The sequence below is a fragment of the Micromonospora sp. NPDC049151 genome (genome assembly GCF_040648395.1).
Classification (GTDB): Bacteria; Actinomycetota; Actinomycetes; order Mycobacteriales; family Micromonosporaceae; genus Micromonospora.
The window spans coordinates 19,945-37,169 of record NZ_JBEZDP010000012.1 but is presented as its reverse complement, the minus strand read 5'-3'; the positions used below and the strand labels follow the sequence as shown (position 1 = coordinate 37,169).

The 17,225-nt window shown below is 74.2% G+C and carries 15 protein-coding genes; 8 read left to right on the top strand and 7 right to left on the bottom strand.

Going from position 1 to position 17,225, the window contains the following annotated elements; genetic code table 11:
- Positions 1 to 62: 62 nt before the first annotated feature.
- Entirely contained in the window at positions 63 to 890 is an 828-nt protein-coding gene (locus tag AB0B20_RS15960) for a DUF6010 family protein (protein ID WP_357471299.1), read from the top strand.
- Between the two features lie 117 nt (positions 891 to 1,007).
- Positions 1,008 to 2,765 carry a DEAD/DEAH box helicase gene (locus AB0B20_RS15955; protein ID WP_357390383.1) on the top strand — a complete coding sequence of 586 codons (1,758 nt, stop codon included), beginning with the start codon at positions 1,008 to 1,010 and terminating at the stop codon, positions 2,763 to 2,765.
- Positions 2,766 to 2,832: 67 nt separating this feature from the next.
- Here AB0B20_RS15955 and lon read toward each other — a convergent pair whose 3' ends face one another.
- Positions 2,833 to 5,169, bottom strand: coding sequence for an endopeptidase La (gene lon, locus AB0B20_RS15950; protein ID WP_357471296.1), 2,337 nt, complete (start codon positions 5,167 to 5,169; stop codon positions 2,833 to 2,835).
- Positions 5,170 to 5,403: 234 nt separating this feature from the next.
- Between lon and AB0B20_RS15945 the strand changes: the two genes are divergently transcribed.
- Entirely contained in the window at positions 5,404 to 5,751 is a 348-nt protein-coding gene (locus AB0B20_RS15945; RefSeq protein ID WP_357390387.1) for an Lsr2 family protein, read from the top strand.
- A 203-nt stretch (positions 5,752 to 5,954) separates the two neighbouring features.
- On the opposite strand, the gene AB0B20_RS15940 is transcribed toward AB0B20_RS15945, so the two are convergent.
- Both AB0B20_RS15940 and AB0B20_RS15935 read right to left on the bottom strand, forming a co-directional pair.
- Positions 5,955 to 7,247 carry a hypothetical protein gene (locus AB0B20_RS15940; protein ID WP_357471293.1) on the bottom strand — a complete coding sequence of 431 codons (1,293 nt, stop codon included), beginning with the start codon at positions 7,245 to 7,247 and terminating at the stop codon, positions 5,955 to 5,957.
- Positions 7,248 to 7,505: 258 nt separating this feature from the next.
- Positions 7,506 to 8,372 carry a DUF2726 domain-containing protein gene (locus AB0B20_RS15935; protein WP_357471290.1) on the bottom strand — a complete coding sequence of 289 codons (867 nt, stop codon included), beginning with the start codon at positions 8,370 to 8,372 and terminating at the stop codon, positions 7,506 to 7,508.
- A gap of 107 nt (positions 8,373 to 8,479) precedes the next feature.
- On the opposite strand from AB0B20_RS15935, the gene AB0B20_RS15930 reads away from it, so the two are divergent.
- Both AB0B20_RS15930 and AB0B20_RS15925 read left to right on the top strand, forming a co-directional pair.
- On the top strand, positions 8,480 to 9,571 hold the full coding sequence (locus AB0B20_RS15930; protein WP_357471287.1) for a DICT sensory domain-containing protein: 1,092 nt from the start codon (positions 8,480 to 8,482) through the stop codon (positions 9,569 to 9,571).
- A 21-nt stretch (positions 9,572 to 9,592) separates the two neighbouring features.
- The gene (locus AB0B20_RS15925) at positions 9,593 to 10,321 is read left to right on the top strand and encodes a helical backbone metal receptor (protein WP_357390396.1); all 729 of its coding nucleotides are present in this window, start codon (positions 9,593 to 9,595) and stop codon (positions 10,319 to 10,321) included.
- Positions 10,322 to 10,346: 25 nt separating this feature from the next.
- Here AB0B20_RS15925 and AB0B20_RS15920 read toward each other — a convergent pair whose 3' ends face one another.
- Positions 10,347 to 11,045, bottom strand: coding sequence for a CBS domain-containing protein (locus AB0B20_RS15920; RefSeq protein WP_357390398.1), 699 nt, complete (start codon positions 11,043 to 11,045; stop codon positions 10,347 to 10,349).
- A gap of 227 nt (positions 11,046 to 11,272) precedes the next feature.
- Here AB0B20_RS15920 and AB0B20_RS15915 point away from each other — a divergent pair, with 227 nt between their 5' ends.
- A complete protein-coding gene (locus AB0B20_RS15915) occupies positions 11,273 to 11,845 on the top strand; it encodes a hypothetical protein (protein ID WP_357390401.1) in 573 nt (190 codons plus the stop codon).
- A gap of 154 nt (positions 11,846 to 11,999) precedes the next feature.
- Positions 12,000 to 12,368, top strand: coding sequence for an FKBP-type peptidyl-prolyl cis-trans isomerase (locus tag AB0B20_RS15910; RefSeq protein WP_018784126.1), 369 nt, complete (start codon positions 12,000 to 12,002; stop codon positions 12,366 to 12,368).
- A 124-nt stretch (positions 12,369 to 12,492) separates the two neighbouring features.
- Here AB0B20_RS15910 and AB0B20_RS15905 read toward each other — a convergent pair whose 3' ends face one another.
- A complete protein-coding gene (locus tag AB0B20_RS15905; protein ID WP_357387667.1) occupies positions 12,493 to 12,870 on the bottom strand; it encodes an STAS domain-containing protein in 378 nt (125 codons plus the stop codon).
- 184 nt (positions 12,871 to 13,054) lie between these two features.
- On the opposite strand from AB0B20_RS15905, the gene AB0B20_RS15900 reads away from it, so the two are divergent.
- Positions 13,055 to 14,074 carry an SMP-30/gluconolactonase/LRE family protein gene (locus AB0B20_RS15900; RefSeq protein WP_357471283.1) on the top strand — a complete coding sequence of 340 codons (1,020 nt, stop codon included), beginning with the start codon at positions 13,055 to 13,057 and terminating at the stop codon, positions 14,072 to 14,074.
- Positions 14,075 to 14,135: 61 nt separating this feature from the next.
- Here the strand turns inward: AB0B20_RS15900 and AB0B20_RS15895 are convergent, their stop codons facing one another.
- Positions 14,136 to 15,410, bottom strand: a complete 1,275-nt coding sequence (locus AB0B20_RS15895; RefSeq protein WP_357387671.1) for an Ig-like domain-containing protein — start codon at positions 15,408 to 15,410, stop codon at positions 14,136 to 14,138.
- A gap of 458 nt (positions 15,411 to 15,868) precedes the next feature.
- Positions 15,869 to 17,218, bottom strand: coding sequence for a dihydrolipoamide acetyltransferase family protein (locus tag AB0B20_RS15890; RefSeq protein WP_357387836.1), 1,350 nt, complete (start codon positions 17,216 to 17,218; stop codon positions 15,869 to 15,871).
- Positions 17,219 to 17,225: the final 7 nt, after the last annotated feature.

Genomic DNA, 17,225 nt, shown 5'->3' with positions numbered 1-17,225 from the left:
GCACGGTTTCCCGATGACTGACGTGCCTTCTCCGGTGCGCCGGGCGGCGGCAGGGTCGGGGCATGACGGAGATGACTGTGGTCGTACCCCGGCGGTGGGCCGGGTGGGCGCGGACCCGGCACCTCGCCGGGATGGTGGTGGCGATGGTGGCCGGGATGCTGCTGCTCGGGCCGTTGTGGCGGGTGGGCGCGGACCTGCTGGGCGGCGCGGCGGTGCTGGCGCGGCCGAACGTGGGCGCGCTGGTCATGGCGACGAACATGGCGGCGGGCATGGCCGCGTGGATGTGGTACCGGGGGGACGGCCGGGCCGCCACCGCGGAGATGTCGGCCGCCATGTACGTGCCGTTCCTGCTGCTGCTCCCGCCCTGGTGGGCCGGGTGGGCCGGGGACGACACGCTGCTGCTCGGCGGCCACCTGCTGATGGTGCCGGCGATGCTGCTGGTGGCGCTGCGGCACCGGCACACGCCCGCCGCGCCGCCCCGCCGCAATCCGGTCACGGCGGCCGTGGCGCGCGGGTGGCCGGCCGTGGTGGCGCTGCTCATGACGGTGGACATGTGGTTCGCGCCCACCGTCTTCGCGCCGTGGACGCTGCTGGTCCTGCCGGCCGGCTACCTGCTGATCGGCACCGGGCGGCGGCAGTGGGGAGACCGGCGCGCGCTGGTGGCGCAGCTCGCCGGCGCGGGCGTGTGGAGCGGCCTGGCGGTCGTGGCCACAGTCGCGTCCGCCGGCCTCGCCGGAGTGATCGTCGGGGTGGGCTGGCTCGTCCACGCGGCCTGGGACGCCTGGCACCACCGCACCGGCACGGTGGTGCCGCGCGGGTACGCGCTGTGGTGCGCCGTGATCGACGTCGGGGTGGGCCTCACCACGCTGCTGGCCGCCCTGGCCCGGTGACCCGGCGGGGGCACGGGGTCACGCCGGGTCACCGGGATCGGGCGGCGGCCGGGTGGCGCGGCGAACGTTTGCCCGGTCGCCGCGACCGGCGCGCGGCGGTGATGAAAAGCTTGTCGCATGAGCGCCGCACCGACCCCGACCGACCCCGCCGTTACCGCCGACGCCGAGGACACCTTCGCCTTCGCCGATCTCGGGCTGCGCACCGAGTTGCTCGGCGCGCTGTCCGCGCTCGGCTACGAGGAACCGACGCCGATCCAGCGGGAGGCCATCCCCCCGTTGCTGGCCGGTCAGGATCTGCTGGGCCAGGCGGCCACCGGTACGGGCAAGACCGCCGCGTTCGCGCTGCCGCTGTTGCAGCGGATGCCTGTGGGACGGGCCGAGGGCGACCCGGTGTCGCTGGTGCTGGTGCCGACCCGGGAGCTGGCCGTGCAGGTCTCCGAGGCGTTCCACCGCTACGGCAAGGACCTGGGCGCCCGGGTGCTGCCGATCTACGGCGGGCAGCCGATCGGGCGGCAGTTGCGCGCGCTGGACCACGGGGTGGACGTGGTGGTCGCGACGCCGGGCCGGGCGCTGGACCACATCGCCCGGGGCACGCTGCGGCTGGGCGCGCTGGCCACGGTGGTGCTGGACGAGGCCGACGAGATGCTCGACATGGGTTTCGCCGAGGACATCGAGGCGATCCTGGAGCACGCCCCGGCCGGCCGGCAGACCGTGCTGTTCTCGGCCACCATGCCGGCCCGCATCGACGGGCTGGCCCGCAAGCACCTGACCGATCCGGTCCGCATCCGGATCGAGCGGGAGCGGCAGGTCGCCGGGGAGGCGCCCCGGGTACGGCAGAGCGCGTACATCGTGGCCCGGGGGCACAAGCCGGCCGCGCTGGGCCGGGTGCTGGACGTCGAGTCGCCCACCGCGGCGATCGTGTTCTGCCGCAGCCGCGAGGAGGTGGACCGGCTCACCGAGACGATGAACGGCCGGGGCTACCGGGCCGAGGCGCTGCACGGCGGGATGAGCCAGGAGCAGCGGGACCGGGTGATGGGCCGGCTGCGCTCCGGCACGGCGGACCTGCTGGTCGCCACCGACGTGGCCGCCCGCGGGCTGGACGTCGAGCAGCTCACGCACGTGGTCAACTACGACGTGCCGTCGGCGCCGGAGTCGTACGTGCACCGGATCGGCCGGGTGGGCCGGGCCGGACGGGAGGGTGTGGCGATCACGCTCGCCGAGCCGCGTGAGCACCGGATGCTCAAGACCATCGAGCGGGTCACCGGGCAGCGCATCACCATCGACAAGATCCCCACGGTGGCGGACATGCGTACGCGGCGGCTGGAGCTGACCCAGGCCGCGCTGCGGGAGAGCCTGCTGGAGGACGACCTCGACCCGTACCGGGCGATCGTGGAGTCGCTGACCGACGAGTTCGACCTGGTCGAGGTGGCGCTGGCGGCGGTGAAGCTGGCGCACGAGGCGACCTCGCCGGGCTCGGACGACGAGGAGGAGATCCCGCAGGTTCCGGTCCGGGGCCCGCGCGAGGGCCGGCCGGAGGCCGGTGGGCGGGGCGAGCGCCGGGGTCCGGGCCGCCCGCGTACCGGTGGCACCACGCAGGTCTTCATCGGGCTGGGCCGGCGGGCCGGGGTACGGCCGCAGGACCTGGTCGGCGCGATCACCGGGGAGACCCGGATCAGTGGCCGGGACATCGGCTCGATCGAGATCGCCGACCGGTTCTCCCTGGTCGAGGTGCCGCAGGGGGTGGCTGACGAGATCATCGCCGGGCTGCGCGGCACCACCATCAAGGGCCGCAAGGCGACCGTACGCCGGGACCGGGACGGCGACGGTCCGGGCGAGCGCCGCGACCGGGGCTACGAGCGGCGCGACCGCCACTGAGCGCGCCCCGGCCGGCGGCACGGCGCCGCCCCGGCCGCCGTTCGGTGGCCGGGGCGGTGGTGGTGCCTCAGGCGGCGGCGAGCGCCGGTCCGCCCACCGGCTCCGTGCCGATCTCGGCCGGGCGCAGCGCCAGCGCGAGCACGTCCGCCACGTCGGACAGCGTGTGCACGGTCAGCGCCCCCCGCACCTCGGCCGGCAGGTCGTCCAGGTCCGGCTCGTTGCGCTTCGGGATGATCACCTCGGTGAGACCGGCCCGGTGCGCGGCGAGCAGCTTCTGCTTGACCCCGCCGATCGGCAGCACCCGGCCGGAGAGCGTCACCTCGCCGGTCATCCCGAACTCGGGCCGCACCGGCCGGCCGGTCACCAGTGAGGCCAGCGCGGTCACCATGGTGATACCGGCGCTCGGGCCGTCCTTGGGCACCGCGCCCGCCGGGACGTGCAGGTGGATCCGCCGCCCGGCCAGCGCGTTCGGGTCCAGGCCGTAGCGCCGGCCGTTCGACCGCAGGTACGACCACGCGATGTGCGCGGACTCCTTCATCACGTCGCCGAGCTGGCCGGTGAGCGTGAGCCCGGGCTCGCCCTCCATGGTGGTGGCCTCGACGAACAGCACGTCGCCACCGGCGCCGGTGACGGCCAGGCCGGTCGCCACGCCGGGCACGGCGGTGCGTTCGGCCGACTCCGGGGTGAACTTCGGCCGGCCCAGGTAGCGGGCCAGGTTCCCGGCGTCCACGCGCACCGGCGCGGGGTCGTCGGCGAGCGCGACGGCCACCTTGCGCAGGATCTTCGCGAGGGCCCGTTCGAGCTGCCGGACGCCCGCCTCCCGGGTGTACTCGCCCGCGATCAGCGCCAGTGCCTCGTCGGCGACTGTGACCTCCTCGGCGGTCAGCCCGGCCCGTTCCCGCTGCCGGGGCAGCAGGTGGTCGCGGGCGATGGCGACCTTCTCGTCCTCGGTGTAGCCGTCCAGCGCGACCAGCTCCATCCGGTCCAGCAGCGGGCCGGGGATCGCCTCGACCACGTTGGCGGTGGCCAGGAACAGCACGTCGGACAGGTCGAGGTCGACCTCCAGGTAGTGGTCCCGGAACGTGTGGTTCTGCGCCGGGTCGAGCACCTCCAGCAGGGCCGCCGCCGGGTCGCCGGCGTAGCCGGCGGCCAGCTTGTCGACCTCGTCGAGCAGCACGACCGGGTTCATCGAGCCCGCCTCGCGCAGCGCCCGCACGATCCGGCCCGGCAGCGCGCCGACGTAGGTGCGCCGGTGACCGCGGATCTCCGCCTCGTCCCGGACCCCGCCGAGGGACACACGGACGAAGGTGCGGCCCAGCGCCCGGGCGACCGACTCACCGAGGCTGGTCTTGCCGACACCGGGCGGGCCGGCCAGGGCCAGCACCGCGCCGGAGCCGCGTCCGCCGACCACGCCGAGGTTGCGCTCCGCGCGCCGGTTGCGCACCGCGAGGTACTCCAGGATGCGGTCCTTCACGTCGGCCAGGCCGGCGTGGTCGGCGTCGAGCACGGCCCGCGCCGCGGCCAGGTCCGTGTTGTCCTGGGTACGCGTGTTCCACGGCATCTCCAGGACGGTGTCCAGCCAGGTTCGGATCCAGCCCGCCTCGGGTGAGGCGTCGCTGGCCCGCTCCAGCTTGCCGACCTCGCGCAGCGCCGCCTCGCGTACCTTCTCCGGCAGGTCGGCGGCCTCCACCCGGGATCGGTAGTCGGCGGAGCCGTCCGGCTCGTCCTCGCCGAGTTCCTTGCGGATCGCGGCGAGCTGCTGGCGGAGCAGGAACTCGCGCTGGGACTTCTCCAGCCCCTCGCGGACGTCGCTGTTGATCTGCTCGGTGACCTCCTGCTCGGCCAGGTGCTCCCGCACCCAGCCGACGAGCAGTTCCAGCCGGGCGGTGACGTCCGGGGCGGCGAGCAGTTCGGTCTTCTGCGTCAGGCTGAGCCAGGGCGCGTAGCCGGCCGAGTCGGCCAGCTCGGACAGGTCGGTCATCCGCTCCATCGCGTCGATCACCTGCCAGGCGCCGCGCTGCTGGAGCACCGACGTCATGAGCGCGCGGTACTCGCGGGCGAGTTCCCGGGCGCGGCCCGCCGGGGCGGGTTCGTCGAGTGCGGTCGCCTCGACCCAGAGCGCGGCGCCGGGGCCGGGTACGCCGGAGCCGATGCGGGCGCGGGCGAGGCCGCGGATGACCGCTGCGGGTTCGCCGCTGGGCAGCCGGCCCACCTTCTCGATCGTCGCGACCACGCCGACGGAGCCGTACTCGCCGTCGATGCGGGGTACGGCCAGGAGTTCCTTGTCGCCGGTGGCGCGGGCCGCGTCGACGGCGGCCTGGGTGGTCGGGTCGAGGGTCACCGGGATGACCATCCCGGGCAGCAGGACGGCGTCGGTCAGCGGAAGTACCGGAAGAGTTGCCATCGAACACCTGCCATCACGTTGGTTGAGCGTGTTTGGCTCAAGTAACAAAACGTGTCCCTTGTTCCGGGTTGTGACCCAGGCCACGCCCGAGGGTCGCACCCGCGGGCCGGGCACCCAATCGCGGCACCGTTTACCGCGACCCGGCGAATGGAAACGACCGGCTATTCTTGCGGAATTACCGCACGGTAGGTCAAACTCTTAGCCACACCCCGCCCGACACAGGGAGTAATGGCGATGGCAAGGAAAGTAATCACTGTTCTGACCGACGACCTCGACGGCGGAAAGGCCGATCGGACCGTCGAGTTCAGCCTGGACGGCGTGGCGTACACGATCGACGTCTCCGACGAGAACGCGGGCGTCCTGCGTAAGGCCCTGGATCCGTACATCAGCGCTGGCCGGCGAATCAGCCGGGGCGGGACCGAGGTCACCCGGGGCGCCCGTCGCGCGACCCGGCCGAGCACCTCGGGAATGGATCGCGAGCAGAACCGTGCCATCCGGGAATGGGCCGCCAAGAACGGGTTCGAGATTTCCGAGCGCGGGCGCATCCCGGTGTCGGTGGTCGAGGCGTACAAGAACCGCTGAGCACCACCGGCTCACCGTCGGGCATCCCGGGGTCACGCTGAGAAATCGGCATGGCCCCGGTCGGCTTTCTGTCGTCGACGTTCTTCATCCGGCCGGATACCACCGGCATGAAATTTCCTCCGGGGCATCTCCCATCGAGCCTTATGCGGGAACGGCCGCGGCCGCCCGGAGTAGTCCCCGGACGGCCGCGGCCGTTCGTCCGCTCAGTTGACCCGGATGCGCACCACGTCGATGGCCGGGGTCTGGTTCGCCCGCTCCATCATCGGAATGCGGTGCGAGCCGTCACCGGCCCAGACCGCGCACTGCGCCAGGCCCGACTGCGCGAGGCCCGGAATCTGGATCAGCACGTCGTCCGGCTGGTTGCCGCCCCGGCCGTCCTCGGTGGCGACGAAGAACGCCGGCACGTCCTGGGGGTTCGGAGGCTGCCGGGTGCTGCCCAACATCCGGCAGGCGGTGTGGAAGTGGCCGCGTACCAGGCCCTGGCCGTTGAGCAGCGAGCTCTCCAGGTAGTAGCCGCCCTGGCCGGCGGCGAGGAAGCGGTCCCGCACCAGGTTCCTGGTGGTCACCCGCAGCGTGAACGGCTGGTTGCGCCGCACCTGGTTCGGGAACTGCGTGATCAGCAGCGAGGGGTTGTTCGCCGCGGCGCCCACCTCACCGAACGCGGTGCTCACGCAGCGGTTGCCGTTCTGGAAACCGTCGTGCGCCTGGAGCTGACTGCCGGAGCAGTCCTTGGCGAGCACGTTCAGGCCGTTGCCGCCGCCGTTGTTCTGGCCGCCGCCATTGTTGTTCCCGCCGTTGTTGCCGCCACCGTTCTGGCCGGCACCGTTGTTCCCGCCGTTCTGGCCACCGCCGTTCTGGCCGCCACCGTTCTGGCCGCCGTTACGCGGGGTGTCGCTCACCGCGCACCGGGCGAACTGCTCCAGACCCTGCGGACGCTGGGCCACCCGGCCGATCGCGGTGGCGATCCGGTTGAGCGCCGCGGTCCGCTTGTCCGCCAGCGGGCCCAGGATCGCGTTGTTGATGAACTCGCCGCCGTTGCGGCCCTCCGCCGCGAGCCGCCGGTTCGCCTCGGCGATCTGGCTCTCCAGCAGCGCCAGGGTGCGGTCCACCTCGGCCCGGGCCTGGCCCGGCACCTGCGGCAGCCGGCTCCGGACGTCCGGGCAGGCCACCGTCGGGGTGCCGGCGCCGGCGCCACCAGCTGTGGTCTGCTGGCACTCGGCCGGCGACATCTGACCGTCACCCCAGTGGTTGCGGACCCAACGGCCGTTCTGCCAGGTACGGGTGGTGCTGCCCTGACCGTCCGGGGCGGTCGCCCCCGGGCTCGCGGGCACGCAGGACGCCGAGGCCGCGCGGGTGGTCGTCCGCCGGTCCTGGGCGGACGAGATCTGGGTGACGGCGACGATGCCGCCGAAGACCGCGAGCGTGCCGACCACCGCCAGCATCCGCTTGCTCCGCGCGTTACCGGATGACCGGCGCGCCCGTGTGGACCTGCGCATCGAATTGCTCTCCTTCTCGATCCGGTAGTTGACTGGTGATCCCGGCGGACCGACGAATTCGGGGTGTGAGATCACTGCGACGCTGAGTCGCGCGTCAATGGCCGACGATGCCCTTTCCGCACCGTCTCCGCGCCGTCCGGGCGCGGCGGGGAAGATCTGCGTCCATTCCCGATGAGGTACGGAGCGCCGTCGGCGAAGGTTCAACCGGAGATCGGAAAAAAATCGAAAGTCGCCGTGCCCGCGCGGGCGCGGACGGTTTCAGTCGGCGCAGAGGTGGTCGAAGGCGAATCCGCCGTCGAAGGAGTCCCGCCGGGCGGCCAGCGCGCGTACCCGCCCCCGCAGTTCGGCGCGCTCCAGCAGGGCCGGCGCGTTGCCCCCGAGGTCACGCAGCCGCTCCCCCAGCGCCACCACGGCCAGATCCTCGGCGAGCCGGCCCGGGTCGACGCCGCAGTCCAGGCCGCGCGCGGTCAGCCGGACCCGCTCCAGCAGGCAGTGACCGGGCCGCACCTCGGCCCAGGCCCAGCCCTCCGCCGGACCGTCGGTCCAGCGCACGTGCAGGCCGCGCAGAATCGGGTCGGCGATCCGGCCCGCCACGTACGCCTCGACCGCCTCGGCCCGGGCCAGCGCGCCGAGGTCGTTCACCGGTCCGCGCCGGCCGTCCGGCAGCCGGCCGATGATGTCCCGGAAGCCGACCGCGTCGCCGCCGTCCGGGTCGGTGCCGTCGGCGTAGGCGCGCGCGTCGAGCACGTACTCGACGAACCGGCGGACCTGCTCCGTGCCGCCCAGCGTCGGCGACTCGACGCGCAACAGCGGCAGGCCGACGGCGGCGCAGACCGCGTCGGTCAGCCGTTCGGCCCGCCGGGCGGGCGATCCGTCCGGGGCGGGCGCGGTGAACCGCACGGCGAAGCGCGGCAGCCCGGTGCCGGCGGCGCAGACCACCAGGTCCAGCGATGCCCGCCCGGCGGCGCTCCACTGGCTGCCGGTGACCCCCGGCGGGCGGCCCTGCACCAGGTCGCCGAGCCGCCGCCCGGCATGGCCGAGGTGGCCCGCGCGGACCAGGTGGGGCGCGGCGCCGGGCGGGATCGGCCGCAGCCAGGAGGCGGTCACGCTGCCTGTGCTCGTCATCTCGCCCCGATCCCCCTCGTCCGGTCGACGCCCGAGTGTAGGCGGGTGCGGCGCGGCCGGTCCGGTCGACCGGTGCGCTGCCGCGCTCGTCCCTCTAGGCTCTGCCCGTGCACAGCGGACGGACCCTGGAACAGTTCACCAAACGCAGTCTCGTCGCCGTCTCCCACGCCATCGAACGCGCGGCGCTCGCCGAGGCCGAGGACGGCCCGCTCGTCGTGCTCGCGCTGTTCCAGCGGCTGCCGTACTTCGCCCGGGAGCGCGAGGTCTACCGGCGCATCGCCGGCCGCGCCGCCGCGACGGTGGTGGCGATGGTCGGCGGACCGCCCCCCGACCTGCCCGAGGGCGCCTACGGCGTGGCGCTGGACGAGGCCGAGGCGCTGGCCCGGGAGTGGACGGTGGTGGTGCTGAGTCCCCGGTTCGGCGCCGCAGTCGTCGCGCACGACCGGGCCGAGGTGGCGCCCGCGCCGACGCTGGAGTCAGGCCGGCTGTTCGAGGGGCGCTGGGGTTTCCGCCGCGACGAGGCGCTGCACGAGGCGATCCGGCTGCGCGAACAGCTCGCCGAGCGGCTGCCCGCCGCGGCACGCACGGCGCTGGACGAGGCGATCGCCCGGGTACGGGACATCCCGGCCGGCCCGGGCGAACCACGCGCCGAGGCGGCGCTGCGGCTGCTGGCCCGCCGCGGCGACCGGAACAGCCGGCCGGCCGAGCCGGCCGAGGCGATGCTGGACGAGCCCGGCCTGGCCCGCTGGTCCGGCGCCGACGGGGTGACCGCCTCCGGCACGCTGCCGGTGGCGCTCGTCGGCCTGCGGGTGGACGCGCCGCCCGGCTCACCGGAACGCTTCGGCCGCCGCGGCGTCGCCCGGGAGGGACATGCCGTGCTCACCGCGGTCACCGCCGCGCTGCGGCCGGTCGACCGCGCGCTGCGCGTCACCGAGAACGAGTTCCAGCTCCTCCTGCCGGGACTCGACGAACCAGCAGCGCTGGAGGTGGTACGCCGGCTGCACGACGCGATCGGCGCGCTGGCCCGGTCGTACCCGTTCATGGCGTACACGGTGCACGCGGCGGTCGGGGTGACCACCCGGCGGCCGCTGCCCACGTCGGACCTGCGCGCGGCGGTGGACTGGGCGGTCCGCAAGGGCGTGCCGGTGGCGGGTCTGCCGCCGGAGAACGCCGACGCCGTGGCCGCGCCGGCCCGCTGACGGTACGAGGGAGGACGCGCGGTGCGGGTGGTGTCGCTGGTGCCGTCGCTGACCGAGGCGGTCGCGGCCACCCGCCCGGAGGTGCTGGTCGGTGCGACCGACTGGTGCACCCATCCGGCCGGGCTGGACGTCGCCCGGGTCGGCGGCACGAAGTACCCGGACCTGGACCGGGTGCTCGCGCTGGCGCCGGATCTGGTGCTGCTCAACGAGGAGGAGAACCGGCTGGCCGACGCCGAGGCGCTGCGGGCGGCCGGGGTGCCGGTGCGGGTCACCTTCCCGCGTACCGTGCCGGAGGCCCTCGACCAGCTCGGTGAGCTGGCCGTCGCGCTGGGCGAGCCGGGCGAGCCGGGGTGGCTGCGGGAGGCCCGCCGCGCCTGGGCCGCGCTGCCCGGGCCGGGGCTCGTCCGCACCGCCGTGGTGCCGGTGTGGCGGCGTCCGTGGGTGGTGCTGGGGCGGGACACGTTCGCCGGGGACGTGCTGGCCCGGCTCGGCGTCCGCAACGGCTGGGCCGACGACCCGGAACGCTATCCCCGGCCGAGCCTGGCCGAGTTGCGCGCCCGCGCGCCGGAGCTGGTGGTGCTGCCCGACGAGCCGTACCGGTTCACCGCCGACGACGGGCCGGAGGCGTTCCCCGGGGTGCCGGCGGCGCTGGTGTCCGGCCGGCACCTCACCTGGTACGGCCCGTCGCTGGCCGAGGCCCCGGCACTGCTCGCCGCCCAGCTCGCGCACACCACCGGGGGCCCCACCTGACCGGCGGGGCCCGCGGTGGTGGCGCTCAGGCGACAGGGGTGGCGTGCACCGGGTCCAGCTCCATCAGCGTGGTGTCGTCCACGTCGTACCCGATCGTGTTGTGCACCGTGACCACGCCGGCGACCTGAGCGGCGAGGCGGCCGGCCAGCTCGACGGCGCTGCGCCGGTCCAGCCGTCCGTCCATGGTGACCTCGCCGCCGCGGACCTGCACCGTGACCAGGCCGTCGCGGACCGACAGCACCCGGCGCAGCACCTCGTGCACCACGTCCTCGCGGATCTCCGCGTCGGTGCGCAGGTGCACGCGCAGCAGGTCACCGCGGGTGACGATGCCGGCGAGCCGGCCCAGGTCGTCCAGCACCGGGAGCCGCTTGACCGCCTCGTGGTCCATCAGCCGGGCGGTCGCCGCGAGCGAGGCCCGCTCGTGGGTGGTGACCGCGGGGGCGGTCATCAGGTCCCGGGCCACCAGCGCGCCCGCCTTCTCCCGCGCGGTACGGCGGCGCCGCCCCTCGAAGACCCGCCGCTCGTCCGGGTGGCCGGACCGCTCCACCTTGTGCAGCAGGTCCGCCTCGGAGATCACCCCCAGCACCCGGCGGAACGAGTCCACCACCGGCACGCCGCTGATCCGCTGCCGCACCAGCACGTCGACGACCTCGCGGTACGGGGTCTCCTCCGTCACCGTGGCGACGTCCCTGGTCATCACGTCGGTAACCTGCCACGTCCTCATCACGACCTCCTCGTGCCGGCCTTTCACCTGCGACGGTAGGCGGCCGGCGTACGCCCTGGTCAGGGGCACCAGACCGGCTGCGAGGGGCCGACCGGACCGGGTACGGACGGGACCAATGACCCGGTCACGAGGGCACCGCTCGGCCCTGCTCCCGGACGCGGCGCGGCGGTGGAATGAATGTGCCACCGGGAAGCGCGGTGCGAGGCACAGGAAGGGACGTGGACACCATGACCGCGACAATCGAGCGGACCCCCGCCGTCAAGCGGACCCCCGCCGTCACCACCGCTCCGGCGGCGCACACCGAGACCACCCGCCAGAAGGCCACCCGGTACGTGTGGGCCGGTCTGCGGCTTGCCCTGGGCTGGATCTTCCTCTGGGCCTTCCTCGACAAGATGTTCGGCCTCGGCCACGAGACCCCGGCGAAGGGCGCCTGGATCAACGGCGGCAGCCCGACCAAGGGCTTCCTCGGCCACGCCGTCGAGGGACCGTTCGCCGGCTTCTACCAGAACATCGCCGGCGCGGCCTGGGCGGACTGGCTGTTCATGCTCGGCCTGCTCGGCATCGGTGTCGCGCTGATGCTCGGCATCGGCATCCGGCTCGCCGCCGTCGCCGGTGGACTGCTCCTGGTCCTGATGTGGACGGCCGTGCTGCCCCCGGCGAACAACCCCTTCATGGACGACCACCTCATCTACGCGGGCCTGCTGGCCGGCCTGGCCCTCGTGGGCGCCGGCAACACCCTCGGCCTCGGCCGGATCTGGGCGAAGCTCCCCCTGGTCCAGCGTCTGCCCTGGCTGAAGTGAAGCAGCTCGCCCCGGGGCGGGCGTCGCCGACAGGCGGCGCCCGCCCCGGCTCGTGTCCCCGCCACGCCGGTGTGCGGGGACCGGCGCGTATCGGCCGGTCGCGATCCGGCAGGATCGACGGTGACCACACAGTCAGCATCCGAGGAGACCGTTCATGGACAAGCCCGAGGTCGGCCCGATCGAGGGCGCCCCGCCCGCCGATCTGGTGGTCGAGGACATCACCGTCGGCGACGGCCCGGAGGCCCGCCCGGGTCAACTGGTGAGCGTGCACTACGTGGGCGTGGCCCACTCGAACGGCCGTGAGTTCGACGCCTCGTGGAACCGGGGCGAGACGTTCGAGTTCCCGCTCGGCGGGGGCCAGGTCATCGCCGGCTGGGACCAGGGCGTCGTGGGCATGAAGGTGGGCGGCCGGCGCAAGCTCACCATCCCGCCGCACCTGGGCTACGGCGCCCGGGGCGCGGGCGGCGTCATCAAGCCGAACGAGACGCTCGTCTTCGTGGTGGACCTGCTCGGCGTGCGCTGAGCGGGACCCATTCGGCGTCGGGCCGCCGCCGGCTTCCGCGCCGGCGGCGGCCCGACGCCGTGCTCAGACCCAGCGGCCCGACGCCGTGCTCAGGCCGGCTGCGCGCGCCCGGGCCGCCGGCTGTTCAGGCCGCGCAGGCCACCAGCTCGCGGGTGCGGCCGGGCAGATCCGGCGTGCGGTCGGAACAGCGCACCGGGACCACCCGGTGCAGGCCGGTCACCCGCAGCACCCGGGCCACCACCGGGTCGGGGTCGGTGAGCACCAGCTCGCCACCGCGGGCCCGCACCCGCAGGTGGGTGGCGACCAGCGCGCGCACCCCGGCGGCGGAGAGCAGCCGCACACCGGACAGGTCGACCCGCAGCACCGGCCGGGCGGGCGCCGCCCAGAGCGCGGCCCGGAACGCCGTCACGGAGGCGATGTCGATCTCGCCGACCGGACGCAGCTCGACCATGTGATCGTGCACGTCAGTCACCACGTGGAGGCGCTCAACGCTGTGTACCATGCGGCCAAACCTACCCGCCCCCACCGACATTTCCCGACCTCACGGCCGGTGGTTCCGGGTACTGTCCGGGACCCGACCCCGAGCCGTCTCAGGGTCATCCCGCAGTCCCCCGCCACGCCCCCTGGCCGGGGCGAAACGCCGTCGAGGGCTGCCGCACGCGGCGCCGCCGGGCCACAATGAGCCGATGGCCGTCCCCCGCCCGCGTGCCCCACTGCTGATCCGGCCGGTCCGCGAGCCGGCGACCGTGCCGCCACCGCTCACCGGCCCCTGGGCACCCGCCGACACCCGGCTCGACCGGGCCGACCTGCTGCCGCTGCCGGCCGGCGGGCACGGCCCGGAGGACGTCGTGGTCGACGGCGAGGGCCGGGTGGTCAGCGGCGACGAGGACGGCCGGCTCTGGTGGTGGCCGGCCGACTCCCCGCCCGGCGCGCCGCCCAACCTGCTGGCCGAGACCGGCGGACGACCGTTGGGCATCGAACGGGATCCGGTCGACGGCGGGTTGCTGGTCTGCGACGCGTACCGGGGGCTGCTGCGGGTCGACCCGGCCGGCCGGGTGCACGAGCTGACCGGGGCCGCGCCGCCGGTGCACCTGGCCGACAACGCGGCGGTGGCCCGCGACGGCACCGTCTACTTCACCGACTCCTCTGACCGGTTCCCGCTCTCGCACTGGAAGCGCGACCTGCTGGAACACCGGCCCAACGGGCGGGTGCTCGCGTACGACAGGCGCACCGGCCGCACCGACGTGGTCGCGGACGGGCTCTACTTCCCCAACGGGCTCGCGCTCACGCCGGACGAGTCGGCGCTGATGCTCGCCGAGACCGCCACCCACCGGCTGCTGCGGGTGGACCTGCCCGGCGGGCGGGCCACAGTGCTCACCGACCTGCCCGCGTATCCGGACAACGTCTCCGGCGTCGGCGACGGCACCTACTGGGTCGCGTTGCCCAGCCCTCGGCTGCGGGCCATGGAGCGGCTGCTGCCGCATCCCCGGGTCCGGCAGATCGTGGCCCTGCTGCCCGGCGCGGTCCAGCCGCAGCCGCGCCGCTACGGGCTGGTCGCGCTTGTCGACGGCACCGGCCGGGTGCTGCGTACGCTGCACGGCCCGAGCGGGGCGTACCCGATGGTCACCGGCGTGCGGCAACACGGCCGCCACCTCTGGCTGGGCAGCCTGACCGCGACCGGCGTGGCCCGCGTCGACCTGGACTGAGCGCGGCGCGGGACCGGCCCGCGCGGACGCGGGCCGGCCCCGGGGCCGTTCCTCCCCAGGTTCAGCCGCCGCTGTTGCTCCGCGAGGGGGACGGGGCCGGTGACGACCCGCCGGCCACCGCGCCCGGGTGCGGCGTCGGGCTCTGCGTGGGCTTCAGCCCCGCCGGTACGGGCAGCGCGCTGCCCTTGGCGAACTCGTCCCAGCCGACGTTCCAGGCGGTGAAGCCGTTGCCCTGGTCGAGCTTCACCTCGGTGCCCTTGACCGTCACCAGGTCACCGACCTGCGTGAAACCCATCAGCCAGTCCGCGGCGGTGGCCGAGACGTTCGTGCAGCCGTGTGAGGTGTTCGTGGAGCCCTGCTCCCCCTCCGACCACGGCGCCGAGTGGATGAACTCGCCACCCCAGGTCAGCCGCTGGGCGTCGTCCACGTCGACCACGTAGCCGCCGTTTGGTTCGCCCCGCGTGTCGAACGTGGTGTGCTCGTGCTTCTCCATGATCACCATGGTGCCGCTGGACGTCGGCGTGCTCTCCTTGCCGAGACTGACCGGGATCTTCTTGACCGCCTTGCCGTCCTCGTAGACGGTCATCTGCTTGGTCCCGTTGTCGATGTCGAGCGTCACCTGCCGGCCGACCTTGGCGCTCGCGACCCGGTCGGCGTCGCCGACCGTCTCCTTGCCGATGGGCAGCCCCTCCAGTGCGCTGCGCACACTGATCTTGGTGCCCGGTTTCCAGCGGTCCGGCGCCCGGTACTCGGCCTGCTTGCCGTCGGCCACCCAGGACCAGGTGCCGGGCTGCGGCGGGTCGGTCTTCACGAACAGCCGGCGCTGCACATCCGCGCGGGCCTCCTTGGGAATCGGCGGGTCGAATCCGAGCACCACGGGCATCGCCGTCCCGTACGTCTGATTCGGCCGGAAATACAATTCACTGGTGACTGCCGGTTTGGTGGATTTGGCCATCGTCGTGAACGTCGTCTTCTGCGTGGCGGTCCTGCCGGAATCGCCGGTCGCGGTCACCTCGGCCGTGTACGTCCGGGAATTGGCGAGCGGCCGGTCCGGCACCCAGCCGGAGCCGTCCTCGCGGGGCTGAGCCGGCACGGCGTTGCCCTTGTCGTCGGTCAGCTTGACGGCTGTCACCTTGCCGTTGCTCACCCTGGCACCCACCTCCGCGCTGATCGGCACGTCCCGGGTGCGATCGGCCGGCGTCACGGCGACCGACGGCGGCGGGGCCGCCTCGGCCCGCTTCGCCATCGACTTCGGGCCGGCGGTGCACGCGCCGACCGCCAGCGGTGCGGCTGCGACGGTCATCGCGAAAAGCGTCAGTCGGCGCCTCGCAAACATATTTCGCCCCCCATTTCCGAACCCTCTCGCCCACATTCTGTAGGCCCGGGATCGCGCCGTGGCACCTTCGGCGGAATTGCTCGGAAACGGCTGCGCGAATCATGCCGGACAGGCGATACCCGTCCCCGGTTGCGCCCCACGCGCTCTCCGCCCCGGTCCGGCCGCCGACGGTCGATCATGAAGTTACCGGCGCACGGTGTCCGGTTCCTCCCCGTCAACCTCATGATCGACGGAGCGAGGGCGGGAGGGCCGGAGAGATCTTGGTACGAGACGGTCCCCATAGGGGCACTTTCCTACCAAGATCCGACCCGCCCCACTGCGATCTCGCAGTTGCGGCCCTCGAGAAGGGTGCGAGTCGGGCACATCGTGGGCAGCAAGTGCACGATCGCGGGCCGAGGGCGGGGCGGGGGACGCGCGCGGCCCCGGCCCTCAGGGGGCCGGGGCCGGGGGGCGGACGGTCAGACGTTGGCTACCAGGAGGGCGGGCTGCTCGACGCAGTCGGCTACGTGGCGCAGGAAGCCGCCGGCCACACCGCCGTCGCAGACGCGGTGGTCGAAGGTGAGGCTGATCTGGGTCACCTTGCGGACGGCGAGCTGCCCGTCCACCACCCACGGCTTGTCCACGATCCGGCCGACGCCGAGCAGCGCCGCCTCCGGGTGGTTGATGATCGGCGTCGAGCCGTCCACGCCGAACACGCCGTAGTTGTTGAGCGTGAACGTCCCCCCGGTCAGCCGGGCCGGCGGCAGCGTGCCGGCCCGGGCCGCCGCGGTGGTCTCGGCGAGCGCGGCGGCCAGCTCCCGGGTGGTGAGCCGCTGCGCGTCACGCAGCACCGGCACGACCAGGCCCCTGTCGGTCTGCGCGGCGATGCCCAGGTGCACACCGGCGGACTGGATGATCCGCTGGCCCTCGGTGTCGACGTGCGCGTTGAGCTGCGGGTACTTCCGCAGGCCGCTGAGGCAGATCCGGGCCAGCAGCGCCAGGATGCTCACCGGCGTGTCAGGCGTGGCCGCGTTGATCGCGGCGCGCGTCTCCAACAGGCCGGTGGCGTCCACGTCGACCCAGATGGTCACCTCGGGGATCTCCCGCCGGCTGCGGGAGAGCTTGTCAGCGATCACCTTGCGGATGCCGGTGAGCGGGATGACCGTGTCGCCGTCACCGGCCGGGGCGAGCCCGACGTGGGCGGCCGGGGCGTCCGGCACCGCGGCCAGCCGGGCAGCCGGAGCGGGGGCGGCCACGGCGGCGTCCAGGTCGGCCCGGCGGATCACACCGCCCGGCCCGGTGCCGCGCAGCGACGCCAGGTCGATGCCGTGCTCCTTGGCCAGCCGCCGCACGATCGGCGAGATGACGAGCGGCGCCACCGCCGGTCCGCCGGTCTGCGGCGACTCAGCCGCGCGGTCCGCCGAGGCGACCGTGCCGGCCTCGGGGGCCAGCGCCAGGCGCGGACGGCGCCGCCGCCGACCCGTGCCGCCGTGGCCGGTGCCGTAGCCGATCAGGACGTTGCCGGAGCCGGCCCGCTCCTCCTCGCGGTAGGTGGCGTGCGGGTCGGGCGCGTCGTCGAGCGGGGCGATGGTGATCAGCGGCTGGCCCACCGGGCGCACCTCACCGGCCGCGCCGTGCAGGGCCACGACCCGGCCGGCGTACGGGCACGGCACGTCGACGACGGCCTTGGCGGTCTCCACCTCGACCACGCTCTGGTCCACCGTCACCACGTCGCCGACGGCGACCCGCCACTCGACGATCTCCGCCTCACTCAGCCCTTCCCCGAGGTCGGGCAGGAGGAAGTCCCGGTTCCCCACAGCCGTGGTCATGCCGTGC

Coding starts and splice junctions, on each gene's coding strand:
- AB0B20_RS15935 (WP_357471290.1), bottom strand. CDS start 8,372: ATGACGAGCACAGGCAGCGTGACCGCCTCCTGGCTGCGGCCGATCCCG.
- AB0B20_RS15915 (WP_357390401.1), top strand. CDS start 11,273: ATGACCGCGACAATCGAGCGGACCCCCGCCGTCAAGCGGACCCCCGCC.
- AB0B20_RS15945 (WP_357390387.1), top strand. CDS start 5,404: ATGGCAAGGAAAGTAATCACTGTTCTGACCGACGACCTCGACGGCGGA.
- lon (WP_357471296.1), bottom strand. CDS start 5,169: ATGGCAACTCTTCCGGTACTTCCGCTGACCGACGCCGTCCTGCTGCCC.
- AB0B20_RS15895 (WP_357387671.1), bottom strand. CDS start 15,410: ATGTTTGCGAGGCGCCGACTGACGCTTTTCGCGATGACCGTCGCAGCC.
- AB0B20_RS15940 (WP_357471293.1), bottom strand. CDS start 7,247: ATGCGCAGGTCCACACGGGCGCGCCGGTCATCCGGTAACGCGCGGAGC.
- AB0B20_RS15910 (WP_018784126.1), top strand. CDS start 12,000: ATGGACAAGCCCGAGGTCGGCCCGATCGAGGGCGCCCCGCCCGCCGAT.
- AB0B20_RS15960 (WP_357471299.1), top strand. CDS start 63: ATGACGGAGATGACTGTGGTCGTACCCCGGCGGTGGGCCGGGTGGGCG.
- AB0B20_RS15920 (WP_357390398.1), bottom strand. CDS start 11,045: ATGAGGACGTGGCAGGTTACCGACGTGATGACCAGGGACGTCGCCACG.
- AB0B20_RS15900 (WP_357471283.1), top strand. CDS start 13,055: ATGGCCGTCCCCCGCCCGCGTGCCCCACTGCTGATCCGGCCGGTCCGC.
- AB0B20_RS15905 (WP_357387667.1), bottom strand. CDS start 12,870: ATGGTACACAGCGTTGAGCGCCTCCACGTGGTGACTGACGTGCACGAT.
- AB0B20_RS15955 (WP_357390383.1), top strand. CDS start 1,008: ATGAGCGCCGCACCGACCCCGACCGACCCCGCCGTTACCGCCGACGCC.
- AB0B20_RS15890 (WP_357387836.1), bottom strand. CDS start 17,218: ATGACCACGGCTGTGGGGAACCGGGACTTCCTCCTGCCCGACCTCGGG.